23 protein-coding genes are annotated in these 26,517 nt (G+C 58.6%); 15 read left to right on the top strand and 8 right to left on the bottom strand.

Annotated elements, in window-relative coordinates; all coding sequences use genetic code 11:
* Positions 1-26: 26 nt before the first annotated feature.
* The 5 genes from F474_RS16195 to F474_RS16175 all read left to right on the top strand — a co-directional run bounded on the left by F474_RS16195 (position 27) and on the right by F474_RS16175 (position 5,355).
* Positions 27-668 (top strand): YfgM family protein, encoded by a 642-nt coding sequence (locus tag F474_RS16195; protein ID WP_097085870.1) that lies wholly within the window; start codon positions 27-29, stop codon positions 666-668.
* Positions 661-1,812: an outer membrane protein assembly factor BamB gene (gene bamB / locus F474_RS16190; protein WP_097085872.1), complete on the top strand. Its 1,152-nt coding sequence runs from the start codon at positions 661-663 to the stop codon at positions 1,810-1,812. Before F474_RS16195 ends, bamB begins: the two co-directional genes overlap by 8 nt.
* 103 nt (positions 1,813-1,915) lie before the next feature.
* Positions 1,916-3,373: a ribosome biogenesis GTPase Der gene (gene der, locus F474_RS16185; RefSeq protein ID WP_097086176.1), complete on the top strand. Its 1,458-nt coding sequence runs from the start codon at positions 1,916-1,918 to the stop codon at positions 3,371-3,373.
* 45 nt (positions 3,374-3,418) lie between these two features.
* Positions 3,419-4,567 (top strand): pyridoxal phosphate-dependent aminotransferase, encoded by a 1,149-nt coding sequence (locus F474_RS16180; protein WP_097085874.1) that lies wholly within the window; start codon positions 3,419-3,421, stop codon positions 4,565-4,567.
* Positions 4,555-5,355, top strand: coding sequence for an amidohydrolase (locus F474_RS16175; RefSeq protein ID WP_097085876.1), 801 nt, complete (start codon positions 4,555-4,557; stop codon positions 5,353-5,355). The genes F474_RS16180 and F474_RS16175 overlap by 13 nt, the downstream gene beginning before the upstream one ends.
* A 50-nt stretch (positions 5,356-5,405) precedes the next feature.
* Here the strand turns inward: F474_RS16175 and leuA are convergent, their stop codons facing one another.
* From leuA to xseA, 3 genes are all read right to left on the bottom strand, one after another.
* Positions 5,406-7,076, bottom strand: coding sequence for a 2-isopropylmalate synthase (leuA, locus tag F474_RS16170; protein WP_097085878.1), 1,671 nt, complete (start codon positions 7,074-7,076; stop codon positions 5,406-5,408).
* A 307-nt stretch (positions 7,077-7,383) separates the two neighbouring features.
* Positions 7,384-8,214 (bottom strand): peptidoglycan DD-metalloendopeptidase family protein, encoded by an 831-nt coding sequence (locus F474_RS16165; protein WP_097085880.1) that lies wholly within the window; start codon positions 8,212-8,214, stop codon positions 7,384-7,386.
* Positions 8,215-8,220: 6 nt separating this feature from the next.
* Positions 8,221-9,600: an exodeoxyribonuclease VII large subunit gene (xseA, locus tag F474_RS16160; protein ID WP_097085882.1), complete on the bottom strand. Its 1,380-nt coding sequence runs from the start codon at positions 9,598-9,600 to the stop codon at positions 8,221-8,223.
* Between the two features lie 84 nt (positions 9,601-9,684).
* Here xseA and F474_RS16155 point away from each other — a divergent pair, with 84 nt between their 5' ends.
* From F474_RS16155 to F474_RS16125, 7 genes are all read left to right on the top strand, one after another.
* Positions 9,685-10,233: a sugar ABC transporter ATPase gene (locus F474_RS16155; RefSeq protein ID WP_097085883.1), complete on the top strand. Its 549-nt coding sequence runs from the start codon at positions 9,685-9,687 to the stop codon at positions 10,231-10,233.
* A gap of 81 nt (positions 10,234-10,314) precedes the next feature.
* Positions 10,315-11,784, top strand: coding sequence for an IMP dehydrogenase (guaB, locus tag F474_RS16150; protein ID WP_097085885.1), 1,470 nt, complete (start codon positions 10,315-10,317; stop codon positions 11,782-11,784).
* 135 nt (positions 11,785-11,919) lie between these two features.
* Positions 11,920-13,497 (top strand): glutamine-hydrolyzing GMP synthase, encoded by a 1,578-nt coding sequence (gene guaA / locus F474_RS16145; RefSeq protein WP_097085887.1) that lies wholly within the window; start codon positions 11,920-11,922, stop codon positions 13,495-13,497.
* A gap of 309 nt (positions 13,498-13,806) precedes the next feature.
* Positions 13,807-15,048: a site-specific integrase gene (locus F474_RS16140; protein ID WP_097086178.1), complete on the top strand. Its 1,242-nt coding sequence runs from the start codon at positions 13,807-13,809 to the stop codon at positions 15,046-15,048.
* 269 nt (positions 15,049-15,317) lie between these two features.
* Positions 15,318-15,548: an AlpA family transcriptional regulator gene (locus tag F474_RS16135; protein ID WP_024777066.1), complete on the top strand. Its 231-nt coding sequence runs from the start codon at positions 15,318-15,320 to the stop codon at positions 15,546-15,548.
* Positions 15,549-15,551: 3 nt separating this feature from the next.
* Entirely contained in the window at positions 15,552-16,409 is an 858-nt protein-coding gene (locus F474_RS16130; protein WP_097085889.1) for a replication protein RepA, read from the top strand.
* A gap of 729 nt (positions 16,410-17,138) precedes the next feature.
* Positions 17,139-18,767 carry a methyl-accepting chemotaxis protein gene (locus F474_RS16125; protein ID WP_097085890.1) on the top strand — a complete coding sequence of 543 codons (1,629 nt, stop codon included), beginning with the start codon at positions 17,139-17,141 and terminating at the stop codon, positions 18,765-18,767.
* Positions 18,768-19,019: 252 nt separating this feature from the next.
* Here the strand turns inward: F474_RS16125 and F474_RS16120 are convergent, their stop codons facing one another.
* The 5 genes from F474_RS16120 to glnH all read right to left on the bottom strand — a co-directional run bounded on the left by F474_RS16120 (position 19,020) and on the right by glnH (position 23,324).
* The gene (locus F474_RS16120; protein WP_256577773.1) at positions 19,020-19,874 is read right to left on the bottom strand and encodes a MurR/RpiR family transcriptional regulator; all 855 of its coding nucleotides are present in this window, start codon (positions 19,872-19,874) and stop codon (positions 19,020-19,022) included.
* A gap of 239 nt (positions 19,875-20,113) precedes the next feature.
* The gene (locus F474_RS16115; RefSeq protein WP_097085894.1) at positions 20,114-21,163 is read right to left on the bottom strand and encodes a C45 family peptidase; all 1,050 of its coding nucleotides are present in this window, start codon (positions 21,161-21,163) and stop codon (positions 20,114-20,116) included.
* 9 nt (positions 21,164-21,172) lie between these two features.
* A complete protein-coding gene (gene glnQ, locus F474_RS16110; RefSeq protein WP_097085896.1) occupies positions 21,173-21,895 on the bottom strand; it encodes a glutamine ABC transporter ATP-binding protein GlnQ in 723 nt (240 codons plus the stop codon).
* Complete coding sequence (gene glnP / locus F474_RS16105) at positions 21,892-22,548, bottom strand: glutamine ABC transporter permease GlnP (RefSeq protein ID WP_097085898.1); 657 nt, start codon at positions 22,546-22,548, stop codon at positions 21,892-21,894. Before glnP ends, glnQ begins: the two co-directional genes overlap by 4 nt.
* A 32-nt stretch (positions 22,549-22,580) precedes the next feature.
* Positions 22,581-23,324 (bottom strand): glutamine ABC transporter substrate-binding protein GlnH, encoded by a 744-nt coding sequence (glnH, locus tag F474_RS16100; protein WP_097085901.1) that lies wholly within the window; start codon positions 23,322-23,324, stop codon positions 22,581-22,583.
* 358 nt (positions 23,325-23,682) lie between these two features.
* Here glnH and F474_RS16095 point away from each other — a divergent pair, with 358 nt between their 5' ends.
* The 3 genes from F474_RS16095 (at position 23,683) to F474_RS16085 (ending at position 26,105) form a co-directional block, all read left to right on the top strand.
* Positions 23,683-25,011 carry an aspartate aminotransferase family protein gene (locus tag F474_RS16095; RefSeq protein ID WP_097085902.1) on the top strand — a complete coding sequence of 443 codons (1,329 nt, stop codon included), beginning with the start codon at positions 23,683-23,685 and terminating at the stop codon, positions 25,009-25,011.
* 12 nt (positions 25,012-25,023) lie between these two features.
* A complete protein-coding gene (locus tag F474_RS16090; protein ID WP_097085904.1) occupies positions 25,024-25,587 on the top strand; it encodes a 4-carboxymuconolactone decarboxylase in 564 nt (187 codons plus the stop codon).
* A gap of 179 nt (positions 25,588-25,766) precedes the next feature.
* Positions 25,767-26,105: a hypothetical protein gene (locus F474_RS16085; RefSeq protein ID WP_097085906.1), complete on the top strand. Its 339-nt coding sequence runs from the start codon at positions 25,767-25,769 to the stop codon at positions 26,103-26,105.
* Positions 26,106-26,517 lie beyond the last annotated feature (412 nt).

Genomic DNA, 26,517 nt, shown 5'->3' with positions numbered 1-26,517 from the left:
CCAAATTCGAAGATAGGAGTATTGGGGTGTCTGGTACCGAAGATGAAGAGCTGGCCCAGTTCAAGGACTGGTGGCAGCGCAACGGCAAGCCGTTGGTCACGGGCGGCCTGCTGGCGTTGATCGCCGTGTTCGGCTGGCAATGGTGGCAGAAGCATCAGGCCAATCAGGCGCAGGGCGCATCTGTCCTGTACCAGCAACTGGTCGAGGCTTCACTGGCACCGGGTGGCAAGCCCGACCTGCCCAAGGTGAACTACTTGGCAGGTGAGCTCGACAAGAACTTCGCTGGCACCGCGTATGACCAGTACGGCAAGCTGTTCCTGGCCAAGGTGTCGGTCGACGCCGGCAAGCTCGACGACGCGGCTGTGCAGCTCAGGGCTGTGATGGACAAACCGGCCGACGCGACGTTGGGCGAAGTCGCTCGCCAGCGCCTGGCGCAGGTGCTGGCCGCTCAAAACAAGGCCGAAGAAGCACTCAAACTGCTCGATGGGCAGGCCGACAAGGCGTTCGCCGCCAGCCGTGAAGAGCTCAAGGGCGATGTACTGGTACGCCTGGGCCGCCCGGCCGATGCCTATGCCGCTTACCAGAAAGCCAAAGCGGCGTTGCCCGAAGACGCAGCCGTTGGTGGCCTGCAGACCAAGCTTGACGATTTGGCCAAAGGGGATGCCTGACGTGATCGGATGGAAACATGTAGCGCTGTTGGCACTGGCCCTGGCTGTAGTGGGTTGCAGCAGCAACAGCAAGAAAGAACTGCCCCCGGCCGAACTGCACGATTTCAAGGAAGAGGTCAGCCTCAAAAAGGTTTGGAGCCGCAACGTCGGTGACGGCCAGGGCAAGACCTACAACATGCTGGTCCCTGCGATCGAGAACAACACCATCTACGCCGCCGACGTGACAGGCGTAGTGATGGCTCTCGACCGCATGAACGGCGATGTTCAGTGGAAGAAAGATTTTGATCGCCCCATCTCGGGTGCCATCGGTGTAGGCTACGGCCTGCTGACCTTCGGCACCTTGCGCGGTGACGTGGTCGCGTTGGATTCGGCCACCGGTGAGCAAAAATGGGTCGCCAACGTCAAGGCTGAAGTGCTGGCACCGCCGGCCAACAACGGTGACGTGGTGGTGGTTCAAACCCAGGACGACCGCGTCGTCGGCCTGGATGCCAGCACTGGCGAGCAACGCTGGGTCTACGACAGCACCCCGGCCGTGCTGACCCTACGCGGCACCGGCGCACCGCTGGTAACCAACCGCCTGGCTATCGCGGGCTTGTCCTCGGGCAAGGTCGTGGCGCTGGATATCAGCACCGGCACGCCAATCTGGGAGACCCGCGTGGCAATCCCGCAGGGCCGCTCTGAGCTGGACCGCGTCGTTGACATCGATGGCGGCTTGCTGCTGTCTGGCGGTGTGGTGTATGTGGCCAGCTACCAAGGCAAGATGGCCGGCCTGGACGTAGACAGCGGCCGCACCCTTTGGGAGCGAGATGCCTCCAGCTATGCAGGCGTTGCCCAGGGTTTCGGCAGTGTCTACGTCGCCGAGGCCAGTGGCACCGTCGAAGGCGTCGATGAGCGCTCGACCACCGGGTTGTGGAGCAACGACCAGCTGGCTCGCCGCCAGTTGAGCGCGCCAGAGGTGTACTCCAGCTATATCGCCGTGGGTGACTTCGAGGGCTACCTGCACCTGCTCAGCCAGGTCGATGGTCGTTTCGTGGGCCGTATCCGCGTTGACAGCGACGGCCTGCGGGCTCGCCCGTTGGTAGATGGCGACATGATCTACGTCTACGGCAACAGCGGCAAACTCGAGGCGCTCACCGCCAAGTGACCGCTTGACTATGCTTGGGGCAATTCGTTGCCCCGGCTGCTGTAACACGGCCGCTGCCTTGCAGCGGCCTTTGCATTTTCAGAAATTCGAAGTGGAGAGCCGCATGGTTCCCGTAATCGCCCTGGTGGGCCGCCCCAACGTGGGCAAGTCCACGATGTTCAACCGCCTGACCAAGAGCCGCGACGCTATCGTCGGCGACCTCTCGGGCCTGACCCGCGACCGCCAGTACGGCGAGGCGCACTGGCAGGGGCGTTCCTATATCGTCATCGACACCGGCGGGATTTCCGGTGACGAAGAAGGCATGGACGAGAAAATGGCCGAGCAATCGCTGCTCGCCATTGAAGAAGCCGATGTGGTGCTGTTCCTGGTCGATGCTCGCGCAGGCTTCACCGCTGCCGACCAGATGATCGCCGAGCACCTGCGCAAACGAAACAAGCGTTCGTTGCTGGTCGCCAACAAGATCGACAACTTCGACCCCGACGCCGCACGCGCCGAATTCTCCCCAATGGGGATGGGCGATGCGATCCCGGTGGCCGCTGCGCATGGTCGCGGCATCAACAACCTGCTCGAGGCCGCGTTGGGCGAATTCCCGCGCGACCCCGAAGAGCCGGTCATCGAAGTGGCGGAAGGCGAAGAAGCGGCGCGCATTCCAGGCCCTAGCGAAAAGGACGGCATCAAGATCGCGATCATCGGGCGGCCCAACGTGGGTAAATCCACCTTGGTCAACCGGATGCTCGGCGAAGAGCGGGTGATCGCCTATGACGAGCCAGGCACCACTCGCGACAGTATCTACATTCCGTTCGAGCGCGATGGCGAGAAATACACCTTCATCGACACCGCCGGGGTGCGCAAGCGCGGCAAGATCCACGAAGAGGTCGAGAAGTTCTCGGTGGTCAAGACGCTGCAGGCCATCAAAGACGCCAACGTGGTGATCTTCGTGATGGATGCCCGTGAAGGGGTCGTCGACCATGACCTGAACCTGCTGGGCTTCGCGCTGGAAGCCGGCCGGGCGATCGTGATTGCGCTCAACAAATGGGACGGCATGGCCCCCGGTGAGCGTGATTACGTTAAGACCGAGCTGGAACGCCGGTTATTCTTCGTTGATTTCGCCGATATCCACTTCATTTCAGCGCTGCATGGCACCGGTGTGGGTCACCTGTACGGTTCGGTGCAGGCCTCCTTCAAGTCGGCGGTTACCCGCTGGCCCACGAGCCGCCTGACGCAGATCCTCGAGGATGCCATCAGCGACCATGCGCCGCCCCTGGTCAATGGCCGGCGCATCAAGCTCCGCTACGCCCACCTGGGCGGGGCCAACCCGCCACTGATCGTGATCCACGGCAACCAGACCGAAAAAGTGCCCAACTCCTACGTGCGTTACCTGGAGAACACCTATCGGCGCGTGCTCAAGCTGGTCGGTACGCCGATCCGCATCGAGTTCAAGGGCGGTGACAACCCGTTCGAGGGCAAGAAGAACACCCTGACCGACCGGCAGGTCAACAAGAAGCGCCGCCTGATGTCGCACCACAAGAAGGCCGAGAAAAAGCGCAGGGACAAACGCTGAAGGCCACGGTAAGCTCGGAAGCCTTTGGTTTCCGGGCGCCAGACCATGATCGACAGCAAGTTGCCGAACCTGGGCACTACCATTTTCACCACGATGTCGCAGCTCGCCGCCGAAACGGGGGCGATCAACCTTTCACAGGGCTTCCCTGATTTCGATGGGCCGCAGGCCCTGCGTGACGCCGTCGCCCATCACGTTGCCACCGGCCACAATCAGTACCCACCGATGGCAGGCCTGCCTGCCTTGCGCGAGCAGGTTGCCCTGAAGGTGCAACGCTTCTACGGCGCGCAGGTAAGCGCCGAGCATGAAGTGACCATCACCCCGGGGGCGACCCAGGCCATCTTCTGTGCGATCCAGGCATTGGTGCGCCCGGGCGACGAGGTGATCGTCTTCAACCCCACCTATGACAGTTACGAGCCTTCGGTGCAGCTCGCTGGCGGCTGCTGTGTTCACGTACCGCTCCAGGCGCCTGCCTTCGGTATCGACTGGCAACGGCTACACGATGCCATTGGCCCACGTACACGGGTGATCATGCTCAACAGCCCGCACAACCCCAGCGGGGCGCTGCTGAGCATGGCGGACCTGAACCGCCTGGCCGAGTTGATTGCCCACCGCGACATCTATGTGATCAGCGATGAGGTGTATGAGCATCTGGTTTACGACGGGGTGGCGCATGCCAGTGTGCTGGCCTGCCCGGCACTCTACGCGCGGGCCTTCGTGGTCAGCTCGTTCGGCAAGACCTACCACGTTACAGGCTGGAAGACCGGTTATGTGATCGCGCCTGCGGTGCTCACCCGCGAGCTGCGCAAAGTGCACCAGTTCGTCAGCTTCTGCGCTGTGACCCCGCTGCAATGGGCGTTGGCCGGCTTTATGGCTGCACACCCCGAGCACCTGGATGAGCTGCCGGCGTTCTATCAGGCCAAGCGCGACCTGTTCTGCCGTTTATTGGGCGAGTCTCAGTTCGGCTTTACCCCAGCACCGGGGACGTATTTTCAGCTGGTTGACTATGCCGATATTCGCCCGGACCTGAGCGATGTGGAGATGTCATTGTGGCTTACCCGCGAACACGGCGTGGCCTGCATCCCGGTATCGGTGTTCTGCCAGCAACCGGACCCCAACTGGCGGATGGTGCGCCTGTGTTTCGCCAAACGTGAGGAGACGCTGCGCGACGCAGCGGCACGACTATGCGCAATCTGACGGAGCAGCCCGACCTCAAGCTGGCGCTGGTGCAAACGACCCTGGCTTGGCATGACCGAGCCGCTAATTTGGTGCAGTTCGACTCACTGCTCGAAGAGGCACGGGGTGCCGACCTAATTGTGTTGCCAGAGATGTTCACCACCGGCTTTTCCATGGACTCCGCAAGCCTCTGTGAAGCGGAGGAGGGGCCGACTACGGACTGGCTGCGTCGCAAGGCTGCCAGCCTCGAGGCGGTCGTCACCGGTAGCCTGATCATTCAGGCGGCAGACGGCAGCCACCGCAACCGTTTGCTCTGGGCCCAGCCCGATGGCCAGGTGCTTCACTACGATAAACGCCACCTGTTCCGCATGGCCGGCGAGCACAAGCATTACACCGCCGGTGACACGCGGGCGCAGTTCGAGCTCAAGGGCTGGCGGGTTCGCCCGCTAATCTGTTACGACCTGCGGTTCCCGGTATGGAGCCGCGACAGCCAATGCACCGACCTACTGCTCTATACCGCCAACTGGCCGGGCGCGCGGCGCCATCACTGGAATCGCTTGCTTCCAGCACGGGCGATCGAAAACCTGTGTTATGTCGCAGCGGTGAACCGCGTGGGCACCGACGGCAAAGGCTATGCGTATACCGGCGACAGCCAGGTGCTGGATTTTCAGGGTGAGACGCTGGTGTGCGCAGGGGATGCCGATGGGGTATTCAACGTTACGCTCAGTGCGCAGGCGCTGGCGGCGTATCGAGAGAAATTTCCTGCCTACCTTGACGCCGACGCTTTCGAAATGGCTGGCATCAGGTGAGTCGCAGCAAGCACCGGTGCCATTCGGCGGCTGTGCTTGCTGCGGGTTCATCAAGCTGCTTTTGCTTCCTTGCCGCTCAATGCACGGTTCAGGGCACTGAACAGCGCCTTGAAGCTGGCCGTGGTGATGTTTTCGTCGATCCCCACCCCGTGCAGGGGCCGCTCGCCGGCTACACGCAGTTCGATGTAGGCTGCGGCCTTGGCATGGGTACCTGCACCGATGGCGTGCTCGCTGTAGTCCATGATCTCGACATTGATCGGCAGGCTGGCCACCAGCGCCTCCAGCGCACCATTGCCTTTGCCTTTCCAGTGCAGGGTTTCGCCTTCGCTGCTGACCTCGACATTCACCGTGCTGTTGCTGTTCTCTTCGGTAAGGCGGTGGCTGACCAGCGCATAAGGAAGGTTGGCCTGCAGGTATTCCTTGTTGAGCAGGGCGTAGATCTGCTTGCCGCTCATCTCCAGGCCCAGGCGGTCGGTCTCACGTTGCACTACCTGGCTGAATTCGATCTGCATGCGGCGCGGCAGGCTGATGCCGTATTCCTGTTCGAGCAGGTAGGTGATCCCCCCTTTGCCCGACTGGCTGTTGACGCGGATCACCGCCTCGTAGCTGCGGCCAATGTCGGCTGGGTCGATGGGCAGGTAAGGCACCTCCCACAGTGCGTCGTCCTTCTGCTGGGTGAAACCCTTGCGGATCGCATCCTGGTGCGAGCCGGAGAAGGCAGTGTGCACCAGGTCGCCCACGTAGGGGTGGCGTGGATGCACCGGCAATTGGTTGCACTCTTCGACCACCTTGCGCACGCCATCGATGTCGGAGAAGTCCAACTGCGGGTCAATGCCCTGGGTGTAGAGGTTCAGGGCGCAGGTGACCAGGTCGACATTGCCCGTGCGCTCACCGTTGCCGAACAAGCAGCCTTCGACGCGATCGGCGCCAGCCATCAGCCCCAGCTCGGTGGCCGCTACCCCGGTGCCACGGTCATTGTGGGTGTGCAGGCTAATGATCACGCTGTCGCGGCGGTTGATGTGGCGGCAGAACCATTCGATCTGGTCGGCATAGACGTTGGGCGTGGCGACTTCCACGGTGGCCGGCAGGTTGAGGATGATCTTGTGGGCAGGCGTTGGGTTCCACACTTCGATGACCGCATCGCAGACTTCCTTGGCGAACTCCAGCTCCGTCGCGCTGAAGGTCTCGGGCGAGTACTGGAAGGTCCACTCGGTGTCGGGCTGCTGCGCAGCATATTTGACGAACAGCTTGGCGGCGTTGACGGCAATGGCCTTGACGCCTTCCTTGTCCTGATTGAATACGATCCGGCGGAACGACGGGCAGGTCGCGTTGTACAGGTGCACGATGGCTTTTTTCGCACCCTTGAGCGATTCGAAGGTGCGTGCGATCAGGTCTTCGCGGGCCTGGGTGAGCACCTGAATGGTGGTGTCGCTCGGGATGTGGCCCTCTTCGATCAGCGTGCGCACGAAGTCGAAATCGGTCTGCGAAGCGCTAGGGAAAGCTGCTTCGATCTCCTTGACACCAACCCCGACCAAGGTCTTCCAGAAGCGCAGCTTCTTCTCAGAATCCATCGGCTCGATCAGCGACTGGTTGCCATCACGCAGGTCGGAGCTGCACCAGATCGGCGCCTCGGTGATGGCCTTGGACGGCCAGGTGCGATCGGGCAGGTCAATGGTGGGGAACGCGCGATACTTGCGGGAAGGGTCTTTGAGCATGGTCATGAGGCTGTTCCTTATACGGGCAGCCGCTTGATCATGCGGCGCGCCCTTGAATCGAGTTAGGTGAACGCTGGGGCAGGGCTCAGGCCGATAGTCGATAGCTGACCAGGCACAGGCTGAGGTGCTGGCGGAGCAGAATGTGATTGTTAGCGTTTTTCATGGCTCAAACCCTAACCACTGCGCGGGAAGATCGCAAGCAGCTTGGAAAAATTGGTAACAAAAGCTAATTATTCAGCACCCGTAGCGAATTATGCTGCGGCGCAGGCCCAGGCTTCCTGACAATTGCCCAGCCCGCACCCCGTGCGCAAGGCTAGGGCTCGAACGCTCCAATGAAGATAGCAGGGTCGACGCGGGCATCATTGAGGCTAACGTTCCAGTGCATGTGCGGCCCGGTGGCCCTGCCCGTGGAGCCAACCCGGCCCACCACTGCTCCCCGCGCCAGCACCTGGCCATTCTTCACATCGATCTTGGACATGTGGCAGAACATGCTGATGAAACCCTGCCCATGGTCGACGAACACGGTGTTGCCGTTGAAAAAATAGTCGCCGATCAGGATCACCTTGCCTGCCGCTGGCGTCTTGATTGGAGTGCCTGCCGGCACGGCGAAGTCCAGGCCTGCATGCGGGTTGCGTTCTTCCCCGTTGAAAAACCGCCGCACGCCGAAACGGCTGGAAAGCCGACCATCGACGGGTTTGTCGAGCAGCAGGTTGCTTGGGGTGTTGGCGCTGAAGCTGCGGTAGGCGCGAGTCTGCTCGGCCAACTCTTTATCGATACGTGCAAGGTCCGCGGGGTTAGGGTTCACCTGCCGTTGGTTCTTCAAGGTGATGCGCTGTTCGGGGTAGCGCTTGCTGCCTACCTCGAAACGCTGGGTACGTTGCGCTGCGCCTTCGCGTACCTGTATAGACTGCGCGCCCGGTTTGACCGACAAGGGCAAGCCGACGATGGCGCGCCAGTTGGCCTGTTCGCGCACCACAAGCACCGGCTTGCCGTCGTAGAACGCTTGTGGCGGGTTGGCGGCCTGGCCCAGGTCGAGCACGGCCACCCCGCCCGGAACCGGGTGGTCGAGTTTGCGGGCCAGGTAACTGTCAGCCAGGGCAGGCCAGGCGGCAAGGCATAACAAGGCGATGAAGAGCGAGCGCATGTGAAGTCAATCCAGCAGGGGCAGGGTGATCGGGGCCAGGTGATTGTCCTCTACGCGTACGCTCAGTTCACCGTCGCCCAGGCGCGCACTCAGGCGCTGGCCTGGCTGAGCCTGCGCAGCCGTGCGGATTGCTCGACCGCGGTCGTCCAGCAAGATGCTGTAGCCACGGCCCAGCGTCGCCAAAGGGCTCACCACATGCAGCGTTTGCACCTGGCCCTGCAACAGTAGCCGGCGGGCCTTGAGCTGCGCCTTCATGGCGCCTGGCAGGCGCGCCGCCAGTGCAGTGAGGCGCTGGCGTAATTGCGCCACGGCGCGCCCGGGATGTTGGGCCGCCAGGCGAGCTTGAAGCTGCTCGAGGCGCTGTGAGCGAGCCTGTAGCGTGCGTTGGTGGGCACGGCGCAGGCGCATGTCCAGGTCATCGAGGCGCTGGGCCTGCTGGCGCAGGCGCTCGCCCGGGTGGCGCAGGCGGCGGGCCAGGCCGTCGGTGCGCAACCGCTCGTGAGCCAACCGGCCACGCATGCGCAGCAGCAGGCGCCGTTGTAAGGTCTCCAGGCGCACGCGCAGGTCACTGTTGTCGGGCGCCAGCAGTTCGGCAGCGGCCGATGGCGTAGGCGCGCGCACATCCGCCACGAAATCGCTGATCGAAACATCGGTTTCATGCCCTACCGCGCTGACGATGGGCGTTTGGCAGGCAGCCACGGCCCGGGCGACGGGCTCTTCGTTGAAACACCAGAGGTCTTCCAGTGAGCCGCCGCCGCGGGCCAGGATGATTGCATCGAAACCTGCGCGGTCGGCAAGGTTCAGTGCTCGCACGATCTGCGCAGTGGCTTCGCGGCCCTGCACGGCGGTGGGGATCAGTGTCAGGGCGACCTGCGGGGCGCGGCGGCGGAACACACTGATGATGTCGCGGATCACCGCCCCGCTGGGCGAACTTACGATGCCGATGCGCTTGGGATGGCGCGGCAGAGCACGCTTGGCTTCAGTGGCGAACAACCCTTCGCTGGCGAGCTTGTCTTTCAAGGCTTCGAACGCCAGGCGCAGGGCGCCATCGCCGGCAGGCTCGACGGTCTCGAGAATCAGCTGGTAGTCGCCACGGCCTTCGAACAACGACACCTTGCCGCGTACACGCACCGCCAGCCCCTCGCGCAGTGCCTGGCGCACCCGCGCGGCGTTTTGCCGGAACAGGGCGCAACGAACCTGGGCGTTGCCATCCTTGAGGGTGAAATACACATGGCCGGATGCCGGCCGGGCCAGGTTGGATATTTCACCTTCCACCCAGATACTGCCGAATACATCCTCCAGCAACAGCCGAGCGCGGTTGTTCAGCTGGCTGACGGTTAGGACTTCGCGGTCCAGGCCCAGCCTGGCAAAGGGATCGTTCATCATGCCCGGCACTATAAAAGAAAATCGCCCGGCCTGCGCCCGGCGAAATGGTAGAATCGTGGCCTTTGAGCTCGACACGGCGCAGTCATGGCCAACCAGTGCATTCTCGTTCCCAACATCTCCACCGTCCCCGGCCACGAGGCGCAGGCTTCGCGCATGCTGCGCTGGCTGCTGCACAAGAATGTGGTCGACAGCCAGCTGACCACCTGTGGGGCCATCGGCAACCGCATGGGCTACGCCACGGCTGCCGGTGCCCGGCGCATCGCGCGGGCACCTGAGCGGCTGCCATTCGACGAGCCGATCAATGGCCTGCAGATCATCACCAAGCGCTGCATTTATACGCCGGGGGACGGCTTCAACGAAGAGGCCGGCTGCCCCCATTGCCGGCGCGAGGTGGGTGAGCCGCTGTTCGAGAGCCTGGACGAGTGGTACCCCGGCCACACAGACAACTTTACCTGCCCGCTGTGTGGTTTCGAGGACGACATCAACGGCTTCCTCTTCCTTGAGCCTTGCGGTTTTTCCAACTTGGGGTTCATCTTCAATGGCTGGCAGGCAGCCGGCTTCACCGATGCCTTCATCGCTGCCTTTTCAGATCAGCTAGGCTTTGCCGTGCGGCAGGTGAACGCCAAGCGTTAAAGGGCCATTCCCGCGTTGAGTGGCGGCGCGTTCATCGGTATAATGCCGCGCTTCCTTTTTTCCCGCACGGGAGCCCCCGCGATGCTGCGTATCAGCCAAGAAGCCCTGACCTTCGACGACATTCTGTTAGTGCCCGGTTATTCCGACGTCCTGCCTAACGAGGTCAGCCTCAAGACCCGTTTGACCCGCGGCATCGAACTGAACATCCCGCTCGTTTCCGCTGCGATGGACACCGTGACCGAATCCCGCCTGGCCATTGCGATGGCTCAGGAAGGCGGCATCGGCATCATCCACAAGAACATGACCATCGACCAGCAGGCCGCCGAGGTCCGCAAGGTCAAGAAATTCGAAGCCGGTGTTGTCAAAGACCCGATCACCATCGAGGCCGACGCCACCGTGCGCGACCTGTTCGACCTGACCCGCCAGCACAACATCTCCGGGGTTCCGGTGCTGCATAACGGCGACCTGGTCGGCATCGTCACCTCCCGTGACGTGCGCTTCGAAACTCGCCTCGACATCCCTGTTCGTGAAGTGATGACCCCGCGCGAGCGGCTGGTCACAGTACGGGAAGGCGCAGGCAAGGACGAAGTCCGTGAGTTGCTGCACAAGCATCGCCTGGAAAAAGTGCTGATCGTCGACGAGGCGTTCCAGCTCAAAGGCATGATGACCGTCAAGGACATCGAAAAGGCCAAGGCCTACCCATTGGCCAGCAAGGATGACCAGGGCCGCCTGCGCGTTGGCGCGGCCGTCGGCACCGGCAAAGACACCGGCGAGCGCGTAGCCGCATTGGTCGCTGCTGGCGTCGACGTGGTGGTGGTCGACACCGCCCACGGCCACTCCAAGGGCGTGATCGACCGCGTGCGTTGGGTCAAGGAGCATTACCCGCAAGTGCAGGTGATCGGCGGCAACATCGCTACCGGCGAAGCGGCCAAGGCCCTGGTCGAAGCGGGCGCTGACGCCGTCAAGGTCGGTATCGGCCCAGGCTCGATCTGCACCACTCGCATCGTCGCTGGCGTCGGCGTGCCACAGATCAGCGCCGTTGCCAACGTGGCCGCTGCACTCGAAGGCACCGGCGTTCCGCTGATTGCCGACGGTGGCATCCGTTTCTCTGGTGACCTGTCCAAGGCCATCGTGGCGGGCGCTTATGCGGTGATGATGGGTTCGATGTTCGCCGGTACCGAAGAGGCCCCGGGTGAAATCGAACTGTTCCAGGGCCGCTCGTACAAGTCCTATCGCGGCATGGGTTCGCTGGGCGCCATGTCCCAGGCCCAGGGCTCGTCAGACCGTTACTTCCAGGACTCCTCGGCCGGCGCCGAGAAGCTGGTGCCAGAGGGTATCGAAGGTCGTGTGGCCTACAAGGGCGGCTTGTCGGCGATCATTCACCAGTTGATGGGCGGCCTGCGTTCGTCGATGGGCTACACCGGCAGCGCCAACATCGAACAGATGCGCACCAAGCCTGAGTTCGTCCGCATCACCGGTGCCGGCATGGCCGAATCTCACGTTCACGACGTGCAGATCACCAAGGAAGCGCCGAACTACCGCGTCGGCTGATCCCAGCGTCAAGCTACAAGCCTCAAGCTGCAGGCCTTTAACGGCAGCTTGGGGTTCGCCGCTCACTGCGGCCTCACCATCACTTGCAGCTCGAAGCTTGCAGCTCGCAACTTCCAGCCCATTCCGAGAGCTACCATGGCCGTTGATATTCACGCCCACCGGATCCTGATCCTCGACTTCGGCTCCCAGTACACCCAGCTGATCGCACGCCGCGTGCGCGAGATCGGTGTGTACTGCGAACTGCACCCCTTCGACATGAGCGATGAGGCGATCCGCGAGTTCGCGCCACGCGGCATCATCCTGGCCGGCGGCCCGGAGTCGGTGCACATGGCCGACAGCCCGCGCGCGCCGAAGGCCGTCTGGGACCTCAACGTCCCGGTGCTGGGCATCTGCTACGGCATGCAGACCATGGCCGAGCAACTGGGCGGCAAGGTAGAGGGCTCCGAGCTGCGTGAGTTCGGTTACGCCCGTGTCGACGTAGTGGGCAAAAGCCGCCTGCTCGACGGCATCGAAGACCACCTGGACGACGACGGCGTGTTTGGCCTGGACGTTTGGATGAGCCACGGCGACAAGGTCACCGCGATCCCTTCCGGCTTCCACGTGCTGGCCAGCACCCCAAGCTGCCCGATCGCTGGCATGGCCGACGATGCCCGCGGCTACTACGGCGTGCAGTTCCACCCCGAAGTTACCCACACCAAGCAGGGTGGCCGCATCCTGTCGCGCTTCGTGCTCGACATCTGCCAGTGCGACGCCCTGTGGACCCCGTCCAAGATCGTCGACGACGCCATCGCCCAGGTGCGTGCCCAGGTCGGTGACGCCAACGTGTTGCTGGGTCTCTCCGGTGGCGTGGATTCGTCGGTGGTTGCCGCACTGCTGCACCGCGCCATTGGCGATCGCCTCACCTGCGTATTCGTCGACAACGGCCTGCTGCGCCTGCACGAAGGTGAGCAGGTCATGGCCATGTTCGCTGAAAACATGGGTGTGAAGGTCATCCGCGCCAACGCCGAGGCGCAGTTCCTCGACAACCTCGCCGGCGAGCCAGACCCGGAGAAAAAGCGCAAGATCATCGGCCGCACCTTCATCGATGTGTTCGATGCAGAAGCCAGCAAGCTCTCCAACATCAAGTTCCTGGCACAAGGCACCATCTACCCCGACGTGATCGAGTCGGCCGGTGCCAAGAGCGGCAAGGCCCATGTGATCAAGTCGCACCACAACGTCGGTGGCCTCCCCGAGGAAATGAACCTCAAGCTGGTCGAGCCGCTGCGCGAGTTGTTCAAGGACGAAGTGCGCAAGATCGGCCTGGAACTCGGCCTGCCCTACGACATGGTCTACCGCCACCCCTTCCCGGGCCCAGGCCTGGGCGTGCGTATCCTGGGTGAAGTGAAGAAGGAATACGCCGACCTGCTACGCAAGGCCGACCACATCTTCATCGAAGAACTGCGCAAAGCCGACTGGTACCACAAGGTCAGCCAGGCGTTCGTGGTGTTCCAGCCGGTCAAGTCGGTCGGCGTGGTGGGCGATGGCCGCCGTTACGCCTGGGTCGTGGCCCTGCGCGCAGTGGAAACCATCGACTTCATGACCGCCCGTTGGGCGCACCTGCCTTATGAGCTGCTTGAGACAGTGAGCGGGCGCATCATCAACGAGATCGACGGCATCTCGCGGGTGACGTACGACGTGTCGAGCAAACCGCCGGCGACGATTGAGTGGGAATGATTGGATGGCCGGCATTGTCCGGCACGATCTAGCAAGAAATGCCCTGAAGCCCGCGTAATTGTGGGCTTTTGGCTTTTTGGGTCTGGCAAATTCTGGCAGCTTTGTGCATCGCCAAGCACCGTGTTTGTATGGCATGGTACGGGGCATTGACTGATCCAAATGCCATGTTCGGTGCTCGATACCATGTCGCCCTAGTAAGGTAGGGCATGGTATCAAATCTCATCATCAGCCCGGTTTCATTGGGTTTTACCGTGGTGCATGAGTGCTTTTCTGAGCATGGTATTTTTTTTCATGGAATCCATAACTGCCATGTTGACCGATACCAAGCTGCGTAACCTCAAATCGAAAGAAAAACTCTACAAAGTGAACGACCGCGACGGGCTGTACGTGGCCGTCACTGCTGCCGGTTCCATCTCATTTCGCTACAACTACTCCATCAACGGCCGTCAGGAGACCATCACGTTCGGTCGCTATGGTGTGGGTGGCATCACACTTGCTGAAGCCAGAGAGCGCCTGGGAGAAGCTAAAAAGATGGTTTCGGCGGGTAAGTCACCTGCCAAAGAGAAAGCCCGTGCCAAGGCGCGCACCAAAGGGGCAGAGACGTTTGATGCGTGGGCTGAGAAATGGCTGCGTGGGTATCAGATGGCTGACTCGACCCGTGACATGCGCCGATCGGTTTACGAGCGCGAGCTAAAGCCGCACTTCGGTAATCAGAAACTGGTGGAAATCAATCATGAGGATTTGCGAACGCTGACTGATGCAATCGTGGGGCGAGGAGCTCCAGCTACGGCAGTGCACTCCCGCGAGATCGTGATGCAGGTGTTCCGATGGGCGATTGAGCGCGGCCAGAAGGTCGATAACCCGGCTGATTGGGTACGTCCTGCAAGCATCGCTAAATTCGAGCCACGTGACCGCGCTTTAGGGCCTGACGAAATCGCGTTGATGTATCAGTACCTGGACCGCATCGGCACCGCGTCCTCGGTAAGGGCGGCCGCTAAGCTGCTGTTGCTCACCATGGTGCGCAAAAGTGAGCTGACTAATGCCACCTGGAACGAGATCAATTTCAGCGAAGCCTTGTGGACTATTCCGAAAGAGCGGATGAAACGCCGCAACCCCCATTTGGTGTTCTTATCTCAGCAGGCTTTGGATTTCTTCATTGCGTTGAAGACGTTTGCCGGTGGTTCAGATTACGTCTTTCCCTCCCGGTACGATTCTGATTTGCCAATGAGCACCGCGACGATCAATCAGGTGCTGACGCTGACCTATCGGCTTGCGCAAAAAGAAGGGCAGCCACTGAGTAAGTTCGGACCGCATGATTTGAGGCGCACAGCAAGCACGCTGCTGCATGAGGCGGGTTACAACTCAGACTGGATTGAGAAGTGCCTTGCACACGAGCAGAAGGGCGTACGCGCCGTTTACAACAAGGCTGAATACCGCGATCAGCGTCGGGCGATGTTGCAGGATTGGGCGGATATGATTGACGAGTGGACGCTAAAAAAACGCGTTCAGAGAGTTGATTCCGTTTTTCGTGAGGGGATAAGCGGAAGCTGATCTATTTTTCTCTATCAAAAAACCACATTCGTGGTTTTTTTTCTGTCCGGAAACTACCCGTTTGTGGGACACATTTTTTTTGAGGTTTCTGGCGGAAAAAACTCCTGAAAGAACAATGACATCGCGTTGTCTCTTTTGTCCGGAACTATACGTTTGTCGGACAGTAAGATACTGATTTTGAAAAGAATAAATCCATAAATATGAGTGGAATGCTCTGGAAATATGGGGCAATAATCGAACCTCAAATGCGACAAACCGAGGAGTTCGGTGTGGAAAAAGAATCGAGGAAGTCGAGCAAAGTACTCATTAGCAAAAAGCAATTGCTGGCAATGATCCCCTTGTGTGAGCGGACGATTTATAACTTCGAAAAGCAGGGGAAATTCCCTCGTCGTATTGCCGTTAGCAGCCGGAAGGTCGTTTGGGATTTGGAAGAGGTCGAGACATGGATTGATACGTGCAGGCAATCCGGCCCGGCCACGCGTCCCGGAATGGGAGCTTGAGTTGTGGCGACTGATTTATTGAACATTGCAGCCAACATTGCGGCTTTCCCGCCTGAAGACATAGCCTTTACCCATGCAGTACTCTGCCAAGTTGGCTTGCCCCGCTCCAAGGTGGAAGGACAGGTTTTCATGCGCCAGAGCGGCGCGGCATGGGTCAACATACAGTCTGGCTACCTAGACGAAGGTAACGGTCCGATATTGCAGCCTATCCCTTATGGCGCTATGCCCCGCCTTGCGCTAGCTTGGGTGTCTACCATCGCCGTGCGCAACAAAGAGCGTGAAATCAGGATAGGCGATAGTGCGGCCGAGTTCCTGCGTCTGATGGGGATGGGCGATGACGGGCGCCGTTACTCCACTCTCCGTAAACAGATGCACGCACTAGCAGCGTGCCGCTTGCAACTCGGATTCAAGGGGCGTACCTACAATGGCCAGCCCATCGAGCAATTTGACGCCTGGATAGCGAACCGCAATAGTAAACAGCGGCTACTATGGCCCGGCAAGATGGTGCTTTCCGAGGGGTATTTCAATTCCCTTATTGATAGCGCCGTACCTCTAGATAACCGAGCTCTAATTGCCCTCAAGGGCTCAGCGCTGGCCTTGGACATATATTCTTGGCTAGCTCACCGGTTGCATCGGATCGAGGGCAGGGGGACAAAGCTATACTGGAAGCCCCTCCGCGAGCAGTTTGCGCAGGAATACACTGGAAAGGACCCTGATAAGGATTTTAAGAAGAAATTCGTTCCGGCGTTACGCAAGGTGCTTGCGGTATACCCGCAAGCCAAGGTTAGTCAAATTAGGGGAGGTTTTCTTCTCGTCGGATCGCCGCCGCCGATCCCCTATAAGGGTGGCCCGCTCAAATGATGCTGCCTCTATGTTTCCCTCAATCGTCTCGCGAAATCGGACCCCTTTGATCCCCGCCAACTCACGCTCACAGCTGAGTCCCTTTTTTTCTACGTACCCACGCTGCTAGCGTAACTGCATCCCACTTCACCACCTGTTCGAGTGCTGCTTACCAGTCATTTGCATTCGACTTGTCCAAACTCTTGCATAGGAATTTACAGGCACACTGCGTGCTCTTGACCGGCAGAAGTCGGCCAAAAGCGGACGTCGAGTATCTACAAAAGCGGGTGCTATTCAGCTCTCCGTTACCTGAGCACCTACGTATTTTTGAGGATGACGGGAAAGTCGTAATGATGAAAAGCCGAAGTGTTCCTCACTTGATCTTTGAACGGTCCGCTATGACGATTGTGCGGAGCTTACCTCGGCTAAATTAATCGAATCACACGCACCGCTCTGAACGTAGTCAACTAAGTGTAAAGCCATTTCGCGGGCTGATTGTTAAATGCCTATGCGTTGTAGGGGATTTGTCGCTTTAAAGCTTGGTCGGCGCTCACCCCAGTAACAACAAACGCATCTGGAACGCTGTTTCATTCGGCGTCTAAGGTTAAATCTGTGATAGAGACGTTTAGAAACATAATGTTTCAAATAAAAAGCCAGACTTTCCTCGTTGCGCCGCATTACTCGACGAATGGTACTTAAGCGCTCACGACAACTGACGACATAGCTTACAATTCAGACGAGGCTTTTATTATGATATTGCGCAAACTCAACCTTGCTCCACGCTCAGCTCTATGCTTCGGTTTCTTTTGCCTGATGATAATTTCGCTGGGGCTCATCGCTCTCAAACAGGCGTCGAGTTTGAAGGATTCTGAAGGTTTCGTTGAGACGAATGTCGTACCCAGCATATCCATGCTTGGGGTCATTGACAGGGAGTTCGTAAGCATCAGAGGGAGCAACGCACGGTTGCGAAACCCTGTAGAGCCAGAAAGCCGAAAAGCGCAGGCTTTAGAGGAGTTGAAAAAGGCAAGAATTAATATCCAGAATTTGATTTCGAATTTGCAGCCGCTGATCGTAACCCCGATGGGCAGGCAGAAAATTGATACGCTTTCAACAAGCCTTACCAGCTATCAGGTCTTACAAGATCAATATCTTTCTTTCATTTCTTCAGGGAATTTAGATGAGGCAGTCAAGCTTTCCAGCGAGTCGATGAAGCAATCTGCTGACGCCGTTGAGAGCGATATCAAAGCAATGATAGAAGTTAATAATAATAAAGCGAAACGGGCTGGCGAAGAGGCGAGCCGAACCTATGAGCAAGCTAAATTGATCGTTGGTGGTTTTATATTAATCAGCACCTTGGCTGCTATTGTACTTGCCCTGATGTATACCCGAAGTATTACGAACCCTATTAGTCAAACACTAGCTATTGCTGAGCGCATTGCTAAAAACGATCTCACCGGAGTCATTGAAGCAAAAGGGCACGATGAGGTGGCCAGGCTCATGCAAGCTTTAGGCGCAATGCAACATAGTCTACGAAATACCCTTTCTTTGATATCTGATTCTTCCAACCAGTTGGCATCAACTTCTGAAGAAATGCATGCTGTCACCGAAGATGCCAATAAAGGTATGTTGCGTCAAAATAATGAAGTCGAAATGGCGGCAACTGCAGTCACTGAGATGAGTGCAGCTGTTGAGGAGGTGGCTAGAAATGCGTCTTCAGCCTCCGAGGCCGCTAATCGATCCAACTCTGCCGCTTTGGCTGGCCGCGCACGCGTTGACGAAACTGTGCAGGCCATCAGCCTGATGGTCGCAAATGTCGAAGATGCATCCCAAGAGGTTCAAGGGCTCGCCGTAATGGCCACTGACATTAGCAAGGTTTTGGATGTTATTCGTGCTATCGCCGAACAGACCAATCTTCTTGCGTTAAACGCTGCTATCGAAGCTGCTCGTGCTGGTGAGGCTGGTCGAGGCTTCGCAGTAGTCGCAGATGAGGTCAGGGCTTTGGCTCATCGTACTCAGCAATCAACCAGTGAAATTGAGCAGATGATCAGCTCAATTCAGAAAGGTACTGGATCTGCCGTATCCGCAATGACCCAGACGAACACCCAAGCCCAGAAAACATTAGACACTGCTCAAGGTGCCGGTTCGGCTTTGGTGGAGATTACTGAATCTATCGACAATATAACGGAGCGCAACGTCCTGATTGCAACCGCATCGGAAGAGCAGGCTCAGGTTGCAAGGGAGGTAGATCGCAGTCTAGTGAGCATCCGTGACCTTTCAAGTCAAGCGGCAGAGGGCTCCAGTCAGACAGCTATCGCAACGTCCGAGCTCACAAAGTTAGCGGTCGAATTGAACAAGTTGGTCAGGCAATTTCAAATGTAGAGATACAGTCACTATGAATAGCAACCGCTTTTATAGATATTCGACGTCCGCTTTTGGCCGATTTCTGCCTGTGGCGACCGGCTGAAAACGACCCATTGCTGCCTGTCGCGAAGGGCTGATTTCGGCTCAAAACGGGCCTCTAGACCAAGTCAATAGCTCAGGAATTATGAAAAATTGAGATTGGTCAAAAAATCCACGAGGATCAGCACAACGGCCAAGATGAACAGCCCTCGAAAGCTCACAGACCCGGCCTTACAGCGAAGCGTTAAGTTCGTCGATTAGGCTTTCACGATGTTTCAACGCTGAAACGGACGCCTCACCCAGTTTGCTGGCAACGGCACTCAACAACGCCTGCGCCAGCAACATGAAGGCGCACATGCTGTTGCTGAAAAACAGACTGTGATTGGGCACAAAGAAGCTGTGCAATGCAACCTTGGCCAGCGGCGAGCTGGACGAATCCGTCAGCGCAATGACTCTGATCCCGTGGCGCGCCGCCACTTCGGCGGTGGCGAGTACGCTGGGGGTATAGGGGAAGCAGCTGGAAACCACCAGTACATCGCCTTCATCCAGTTGCGCCAAGGCATCCGCCACGCCTTGGCGACTGGAATCGAGCGCCGTCACATCCGGGCGCAACATGCCCAGGCCGTAGGACATGAAGAGCGCCAGCGAATTAAATTGGCGCATACCGTGGATCCGTACCCGGTGGGCCCTAGCCAGCAATTCGACGGTCTGGACGAACACGTCGGGATCGACCTGCTCGATCATGCTGGCGATGTTTGCGCTTTCCTGGCGACCCAGGCGAGTCAGCTGATTGAGGATGTCCTTGTCACCCGCATTGACCACCAGTCGCGAGGCCTGGTCACTGTAGAAATGCTTGCCCTCGGAGATCTCCCGGCGAAAAACATCCTGCAATTTGCTGAAGCCACCATAGCCCAGACGTTGTGCCAGCCGGGATAGCGTCGAGGCATTGACGTCCAGTTGCTCTGCCAGCTCACTGATCGATGACACGGCGGTGCGTTGCGGCGATTCGATAAGCGCCATGAGTACGCGTCTTGAACTGCTGCCCAAGGCGATATCCACCTCGCGCCGTTCGATGGCTTCGAGCAATTGCTTGAGGCCACGCAAAGTGTCAGGTAATTCTGCCGGGGCAATAGTCATCAGGGGCATCCATAAGCTGTTGGGCGGTCGCCACTCGACCTTGTGTGCTTGGGAAATCGGTGCTGCGACGCGTAAAAACTGGCCATTCTACTGCGCCAAGGGTAATCGGGAAGACTACCCTTGGCGTGGTTTTCATCAGAATGCCCCGGGACAGCTTTTCTCCGGGGCATCCCTGTTTGCTCATTGCCCTAACTTTGGCCGAGAGGGTTGAGTACCACGCCCTCAATATCGGGTCGGCCGGTGTCTGGTTTCGTATAAACCCGCCACTTTACAGCGCTGGCGCTGATCAGGAAAACCCCGGTAGCCAAGGTGTTTTCATCGTCCGGATCATCGGCGGCAGTGCGGTATACGGGCAGGTGTCCGCCCGAAGTGTCGCGCAGAATTCCCAGAGACAAGTCGGCATCCAGATCGCCAGGTACTTGCTGCAGTTGCTGGTCAACGCATCGTTGCCGGGCACCCGAACTGGCGGTGATGCGTTGATTGACCCGGATCAGCGACGGCGCGATCAAGTGATTCGAATGCCCGCCCGGTCGACGCACTTCTCTGATGGCACAACCTTCGGCGCTTGCCTCCACACTCACGACCCGATTGCTCCCGACCTGGCCGAACGTGTGGTGAAACGAACCGGCGCGGTCGGGGCGGGCCACCGTCGCAATCGCTTCTTGCAGTGTCCGGGCGTCAAGCGTTGCGCGGCCCAGAATCTGTCGAGGGATACCGGCTGGAATACTGGATGGGCGAATGTTGTTGACGGTCGCCACCAGCCCGCGCTCGTTGACGGCCAGAGTGTGTCCAGGCAAAGAGCCCGGATAGACAAAACTGCTGAACGCCAGGCCTGACTCGGGTTTGACATAGGCGAATGCGCAGCTTCCCCTGAGTTTTGGCAGACCATCCTCATTGTGAGCAATCAGCGTGCCGCCATCGGCAGGACCAAACACCGTGGTGCAGCCATCAACGCTTTGCTGATGAACGAAGTCACCCCGGCAATTCCACATGAACACTTCATCAAACGGCAGTTGCAGGCCGGCCGCCAGTCCTTCGATTTCCCGCCAATAACGAGGGAACGCTGATTGAACCGCTTGACGCATCTGCACGGCTGCTGGCGTTTGCGCCAGCGAAACCAGGTGTTGCCAGAGTGCCATTGGGCGCAGGTGCTGATGCACTGCATCACGACCGAAGACACCAAGGCCATGACCTATTGCGTGCGCGTCGCCTTCAAGATGAATTTGGGACAACGTCATGACGTCTCCTCAGGATACGTGCTGTAGAAATTCCCGCAGGCGCGGGCTGGGAGGGTTTGCGATCAACGTGGCGGGTGGCCCGTCCTCAGCGATACGTCCCTTGTCGATAAAGATGAGTCGAGTGGCCACCTTGCGGGCAAAGTCCACTTCATGGGTGACGATCACCATGGTCATGCCTTCCTCGGCAAGTGACTTCATGACGGTGAGCACTTCATGACGCAACTCGGGGTCCAGTGCCGACGTCGGCTCGTCGAACAGCATCAGCTTGGGCTTGACCGCTAGCGCACGGGCAATTGCCACTCGCTGTTGCTGACCACCGGACAATTCGGAAGGGTAGTGATTGGCCCGCTCGGCCAGGCCGACTTTTGCCAGAAGCCCGGCGGCGATCGTCTCGGCTTCCGCACGGCTGGCGCCACGCACCCGCACCGGGCCGAAGGCCACGTTCTGCAGTGCGGTCATCTGTGGGAACAGGTGAAACTGTTGGAAAACCATTCCGGCTTCCTGGCGAATCAGTCGCTCATCGACCTTGGGGTTATTGACCTCCAGTCCATCGACGATCAACTGGCCCGCGGTAATCTCTTCGAGCTTGTTGATGCAGCGCAACAGCGTCGACTTGCCTGATCCAGACGGGCCAATGATCACGACCACTTCACCGCTGGAGATCTTCAGGTTGATGTCATGCAGCACTTGAGTACTGCCAAAGTGCTTGGAGACACCTTTGAACTCGATCATAGGATTTTCAACCTCGATTCCATGCGCCGCAGCACGTAACTCAATACCAGGGTAATGATCAAATAGATGATGGCCACAGCCGACCAGATTTCCATCGCGCGGAAATTACCGGCAATGATTTCCTGCCCCTGGCGGGTCAGTTCAGCGACACCAATGACAATGAACAGTGACGTGTCCTTGATGCTGACAATCCACTGGTTGCCCAGCGCCGGGATCATCCGCCGGAAGGCCAGCGGTGCAATGACGTAGCGCAACGTGTCTCTGCCTGATAAGCCCAGCGCCAGCCCGGCTTCGCGAAATCCGCGGTTGATCGACAGCACCGCACCACGGGTGATTTCGGCAATGTAGGCGCCGGAGTTGAGCATGATGGTTACCACCGCCGCGCTGAACGGGTCGATGCGCACTGGCACCATCATCGGCAAGGCGAAGTAGATGAACATCACCTGCACCATGATTGGAGTGCCACGAATCAGTTCGATGAAAACGAGCGCAACACGGCTGCTGAGAAAACCGCCGTAGGCGCGGGCGAAACCCGCGACTACGCCGATGATGGCGCCACCGATCAGACCCAGGATCGAGATCCACAAGGTCAGCTTGGCGCCCTCGAGCAGTACCGGCAGCGCATCCCAGATGGCGCTCCATTGGAAATGCATGCTGAATTCTCTTTTTTAATGAAGGGTAGGAGTTACTGCGGATCGGTACCGAACCACTTGCGATAGATCTGCGCATAGGTGCCGTTGTCACGGACCTTCTTCAATGCCGCATTGACCTGTTCGCGCAACTCGCTGCCCTTGGGAAACGCAATGCCATATTGCTGGGCCATCATCTGTTGGCCGACGGCTTTGACCTGGCCTTCACCCGCCGTCTTGATGTAGTACAAAACGTTTGGCGTGTCGTGCATGGCGGCGTCGACGCGGCCGGTGCGCAGTTCCAGATAGGCATTGTCGATATTGGGGAACTGTCGCAGATCGCTGGCCTTCAAATTGGCCTTGGCATAGTCGGCTGCCGAGGTACCGCTTTTCACCGCCAGGGTCTTGCCGGCGATATCCGCTTCCCCCTTGATCGCGTCATTGTCGCTTTTGACCATCAGCAGGAAACCGCTGTCGTAGTAACCGTCGCTGAAATCGATGGCCTGTTTGCGCTCTTCCTTGATGGTGATGCCGGCCAGCGCCACGTCGACGTTGTGGGTCTGCAGGGCGGGAATGATACCGTTGAAATCCATCGGTTTGAGCTTGTAAGTGACGCCCATTTCCTTGGCGATCGCTGCCCACAGGTCGATATCGAAACCGACGTATTCGTTGCCCTGTTTGAACTCGAAAGGTACGAACGCCGTGTCTGTTGCCACGAGCAGTTCCTTGCCAGCGGCAAAGCAGCCCGATGCTCCGACCAGTGCCATTACAGCCAGTGATGCCTTCAGAAGGTTTCTCATGCGTGTTTTCTCTTCAGGTGAGTACAAACCCCAGGGCGAGCCCGGGGCGGTTGGGGTAGCGGCAGTTTGTTTTTCGAGTGATCCAAGGCGATTCACTCCACTGTTTTTGTTATAGCCCGGCTAGCCACCTGGAGAGGAGGCGCACGAAACGTATGCTTTGATGCAAAATATACGTGCAAAAAATATAAATGCAAATAAATTTTGCATTCAAATTTTGCCCTGGATTGGCGTTGTTTTCCCATGATTACAGGGAGTATGAGCTTTGTCGGCAGTGAAGGACGTGATTCGCGAGCGCAAAAAAATATTGCAATTGAAATTTATGCACATATTATTTGCGTGAAATAACCCGGAGGGGATCATGAGTCACGTCTTTCATCGCAGCCTTACACAAAGTTATCCAACGGCCGTTAAAGGCGATGGACCCTATTTGATCGACAGCACAGGTCGTCGCTACCTGGACGCCAGCGGCGGTGCTGCCGTGTCGTGCCTTGGCCATAGCGATCCCGAAGTGATCGAAGCCATCCGCAACCAGGTCGGTCAACTGGCCTATGCGCACACGTCATTCTTCACCACTCAAGTGATGGAGGACCTGGCGGATTTCCTGGTAGCGCGGGCACCTGAAGGGATTGAGTCGGTGTACTTCGTCTCCGGTGGCTCCGAAGCCGTGGAAGCGGCATTGAAACTGGCTCGCCAGTATTTCATCGAGATAGGCCAGCCGCAGCGCAAGCACCTGATCGCCCGCCGACAGAGTTACCACGGTAATACGCTCGGTGCGCTCGCCACGGGTGGCAACGAATGGCGGCGCAAGCAGTTCGAGCCGCTGCTGATTAACGTGAGTCATGTCAGCCCTTGCTACGCCTACCGCGAGCAAAAAACCGGCGAAACTGCCGAGGCGATGGGTATGCGCCTGGCAGCCGAACTTGAAGATGAGATCCTGCGCCTGGGTGCCGAGAACGTCATGGCATTCGTGGCCGAGCCCGTGGTGGGCGCGACCTTGGGCGCGGTCGCTGCAGTGCCTGGCTATTTCAAGCGAGTCCGCGAGGTGTGCGACCGCCACGGCATTTTGTTGATTCTGGATGAAGTCATGTGCGGCATGGGCCGGACCGGGACTTTGTTCGCTGCGGAACAGGAAGGGATTACCGCGGACCTGATCACCATCGCCAAAGGGTTGGGCGCGGGCTACCAGCCGATCGGCGCGACGCTGGTGAGCAAGAAAATCCGCGACGCCATCGCCCATGGCTCGGGATTCTTTCAACATGGCCATACCTACATCGGCCATGCCACGGCATGCGCGGCCGCGCTGGCGGTGCAGCAGGTCATCGAGTCGCGCAACTTGCTGGCTTGCGTCAATCAACTGGGCGAGGGGTTGCGCACACGGCTGCTCGACCAGTTGGGCAACCATCCCCATGTGGGTGACATTCGGGGACGTGGCTTGTTCCAGGGCATTGAACTGGTGGCTGATCGCGACAGCAAGGCGCCGTTCGATCCAGCGCTGAAACTGCATGCCAGACTCAAGAAAGCCGCCATGGCGCAAGGACTGATGTGTTACCCAATGGGTGGAACCGTCGACGGTCAGTACGGTGATCACATCCTCTTGGCCCCGCCATTTATCCTCGAGGATCATCATTTGGATGAGATCGCCGACAAGCTCCTGAGCGCTGTGGACATCACGCTAAAAGATCTCTGAGGAATTATCGCCATGGCTATTCAATCGCGCCTGACATCCCTGGACGAAGCACAGATGGATGACGCCCAGCGCGCCGTTCTCAACGAAATACTCAACGGCCCGCGAGGCAACCTGGACGGGCCCTTTCTGGCCTGGATTCATAGTCCCGAACTGGCCAACCACGCACAGCGATTGGGCGCATTTTGCCGTTATGGCACGCGACTGGAGCTGCGTTTGACCGAGCTGGCAATCCTGTTTACCGCGGCATGGTGGCAATCCCAAGCGGAGTGGCAGATTCATGAACCCATCGCCCGTTCTGCCGGCCTAGCTGATCAGATCATCTCGGCGCTGCATCAACAGATTTTCCCACCTTTCACCCGAACAGATGAACTGTTGGTGTATCGAGTGGGCAAGTCGCTTTACGAGACCCGGCGTATAGATGATCTGCTTTACGCCGACGCTGTTAAAGCGTTTGGTGAGCCGGCTGTCGTCGAACTCATTGGGGTCTTCGGTTATTACGCACTAGTGGCGATGACACTGAACGTCTTCGCCGTTCGCCGAGATAGCAATACACCGCTCCCATTTGATGAACCATAAATGTTTTCAAATTAAAAATGGGTTGGAGCTGCTGGGGGCTATCCCTCGGGTGTATCAGACCAAGCCACAATAGCCGGATCGAAGCAGCCAATGCTGCTGAGCAGATGGCAGAAGGGCAGAAGGGCAGATCGAAAACAACGTAATGAATCGCTCAACGACTGACCGAAAAGGAGTTGATCATGACGCAATCTAATCCAAATACGGTAAAGGTCAGTGAGTTTCGCCAGCGTTACAAAAACCTATACGATAAACTCAGTGACTACTATTCCTGCTGCTGCGCAGATGACCTCCGCAGCTGGAAACGTGTGACCCAAATTCTTCTCGACGAAGTATCGACACTTGAATGTGGTCGCGCATCCCACAAGGATCTTGATTTACAAAGACATGTCGTTGCTGCCGTAACAGAGTGTCTCGCGGCGGCTGGCCAGCGCATCGAGGTGTACGCAATGAAGGCCGCGGCGAGAGCAGCGCTCCAAGAACCCACCAAGCCTACGCTGAGGCTGATACAGAGTGGTTGAAGTCGGCGTCCGCGGGCCGGTACGGCGCAAACCGATGCAGGAGGTTGCATCGACCGGTTGAATCCACAACCCAAAGCGGACTGTCGCAACAGGCAGCTTTTGGCCGACGTCTGCCGGTCAAAGACACGCAGCGTGTTGGTCAAGTCGAATGCAAATAGGTGGTCAAGTCGCTGCAATTACCCACGCTGCTATACGGAAGAAAATTATCCGTATCGGGAGCTCATAAGCCTTGGCCTTTGGTAGGTTGCATGCGTGAAATCGGACCCCTTAACGACGTGAAATCGGACCCCATTTCTTACGTGAAATCAGACCCCTAAATAACGTGAAATCGGCCCCCCCCTAAACCTGTAGGATTATCCTCTAGATAAAGTCCTATAAATAACCTGTAAGAGGATGGGCACCAAAGGGAGTG

This window comes from Pseudomonas sp. URIL14HWK12:I12 (assembly GCF_003097135.1).
Lineage (GTDB): Bacteria > Pseudomonadota > Gammaproteobacteria > Pseudomonadales > Pseudomonadaceae > Aquipseudomonas.
This window is presented reverse-complemented; position numbering and strand designations above follow the sequence as displayed.

Coding starts and splice junctions, on each gene's coding strand:
- guaA (WP_097085887.1), top strand. CDS start 11,920: ATGGCCGTTGATATTCACGCCCACCGGATCCTGATCCTCGACTTCGGC.
- F474_RS16165 (WP_097085880.1), bottom strand. CDS start 8,214: ATGCGCTCGCTCTTCATCGCCTTGTTATGCCTTGCCGCCTGGCCTGCC.
- F474_RS16085 (WP_097085906.1), top strand. CDS start 25,767: ATGACGCAATCTAATCCAAATACGGTAAAGGTCAGTGAGTTTCGCCAG.
- glnH (WP_097085901.1), bottom strand. CDS start 23,324: ATGAGAAACCTTCTGAAGGCATCACTGGCTGTAATGGCACTGGTCGGA.
- bamB (WP_097085872.1), top strand. CDS start 661: ATGCCTGACGTGATCGGATGGAAACATGTAGCGCTGTTGGCACTGGCC.
- F474_RS16095 (WP_097085902.1), top strand. CDS start 23,683: ATGAGTCACGTCTTTCATCGCAGCCTTACACAAAGTTATCCAACGGCC.
- F474_RS16155 (WP_097085883.1), top strand. CDS start 9,685: ATGGCCAACCAGTGCATTCTCGTTCCCAACATCTCCACCGTCCCCGGC.
- glnQ (WP_097085896.1), bottom strand. CDS start 21,895: ATGATCGAGTTCAAAGGTGTCTCCAAGCACTTTGGCAGTACTCAAGTG.
- F474_RS16180 (WP_097085874.1), top strand. CDS start 3,419: ATGATCGACAGCAAGTTGCCGAACCTGGGCACTACCATTTTCACCACG.
- F474_RS16125 (WP_097085890.1), top strand. CDS start 17,139: ATGATATTGCGCAAACTCAACCTTGCTCCACGCTCAGCTCTATGCTTC.
- F474_RS16115 (WP_097085894.1), bottom strand. CDS start 21,163: ATGACGTTGTCCCAAATTCATCTTGAAGGCGACGCGCACGCAATAGGT.
- F474_RS16090 (WP_097085904.1), top strand. CDS start 25,024: ATGGCTATTCAATCGCGCCTGACATCCCTGGACGAAGCACAGATGGAT.
- guaB (WP_097085885.1), top strand. CDS start 10,315: ATGCTGCGTATCAGCCAAGAAGCCCTGACCTTCGACGACATTCTGTTA.
- glnP (WP_097085898.1), bottom strand. CDS start 22,548: ATGCATTTCCAATGGAGCGCCATCTGGGATGCGCTGCCGGTACTGCTC.
- der (WP_097086176.1), top strand. CDS start 1,916: ATGGTTCCCGTAATCGCCCTGGTGGGCCGCCCCAACGTGGGCAAGTCC.
- leuA (WP_097085878.1), bottom strand. CDS start 7,076: ATGACCATGCTCAAAGACCCTTCCCGCAAGTATCGCGCGTTCCCCACC.
- F474_RS16140 (WP_097086178.1), top strand. CDS start 13,807: ATGTTGACCGATACCAAGCTGCGTAACCTCAAATCGAAAGAAAAACTC.
- xseA (WP_097085882.1), bottom strand. CDS start 9,600: ATGATGAACGATCCCTTTGCCAGGCTGGGCCTGGACCGCGAAGTCCTA.
- F474_RS16175 (WP_097085876.1), top strand. CDS start 4,555: ATGCGCAATCTGACGGAGCAGCCCGACCTCAAGCTGGCGCTGGTGCAA.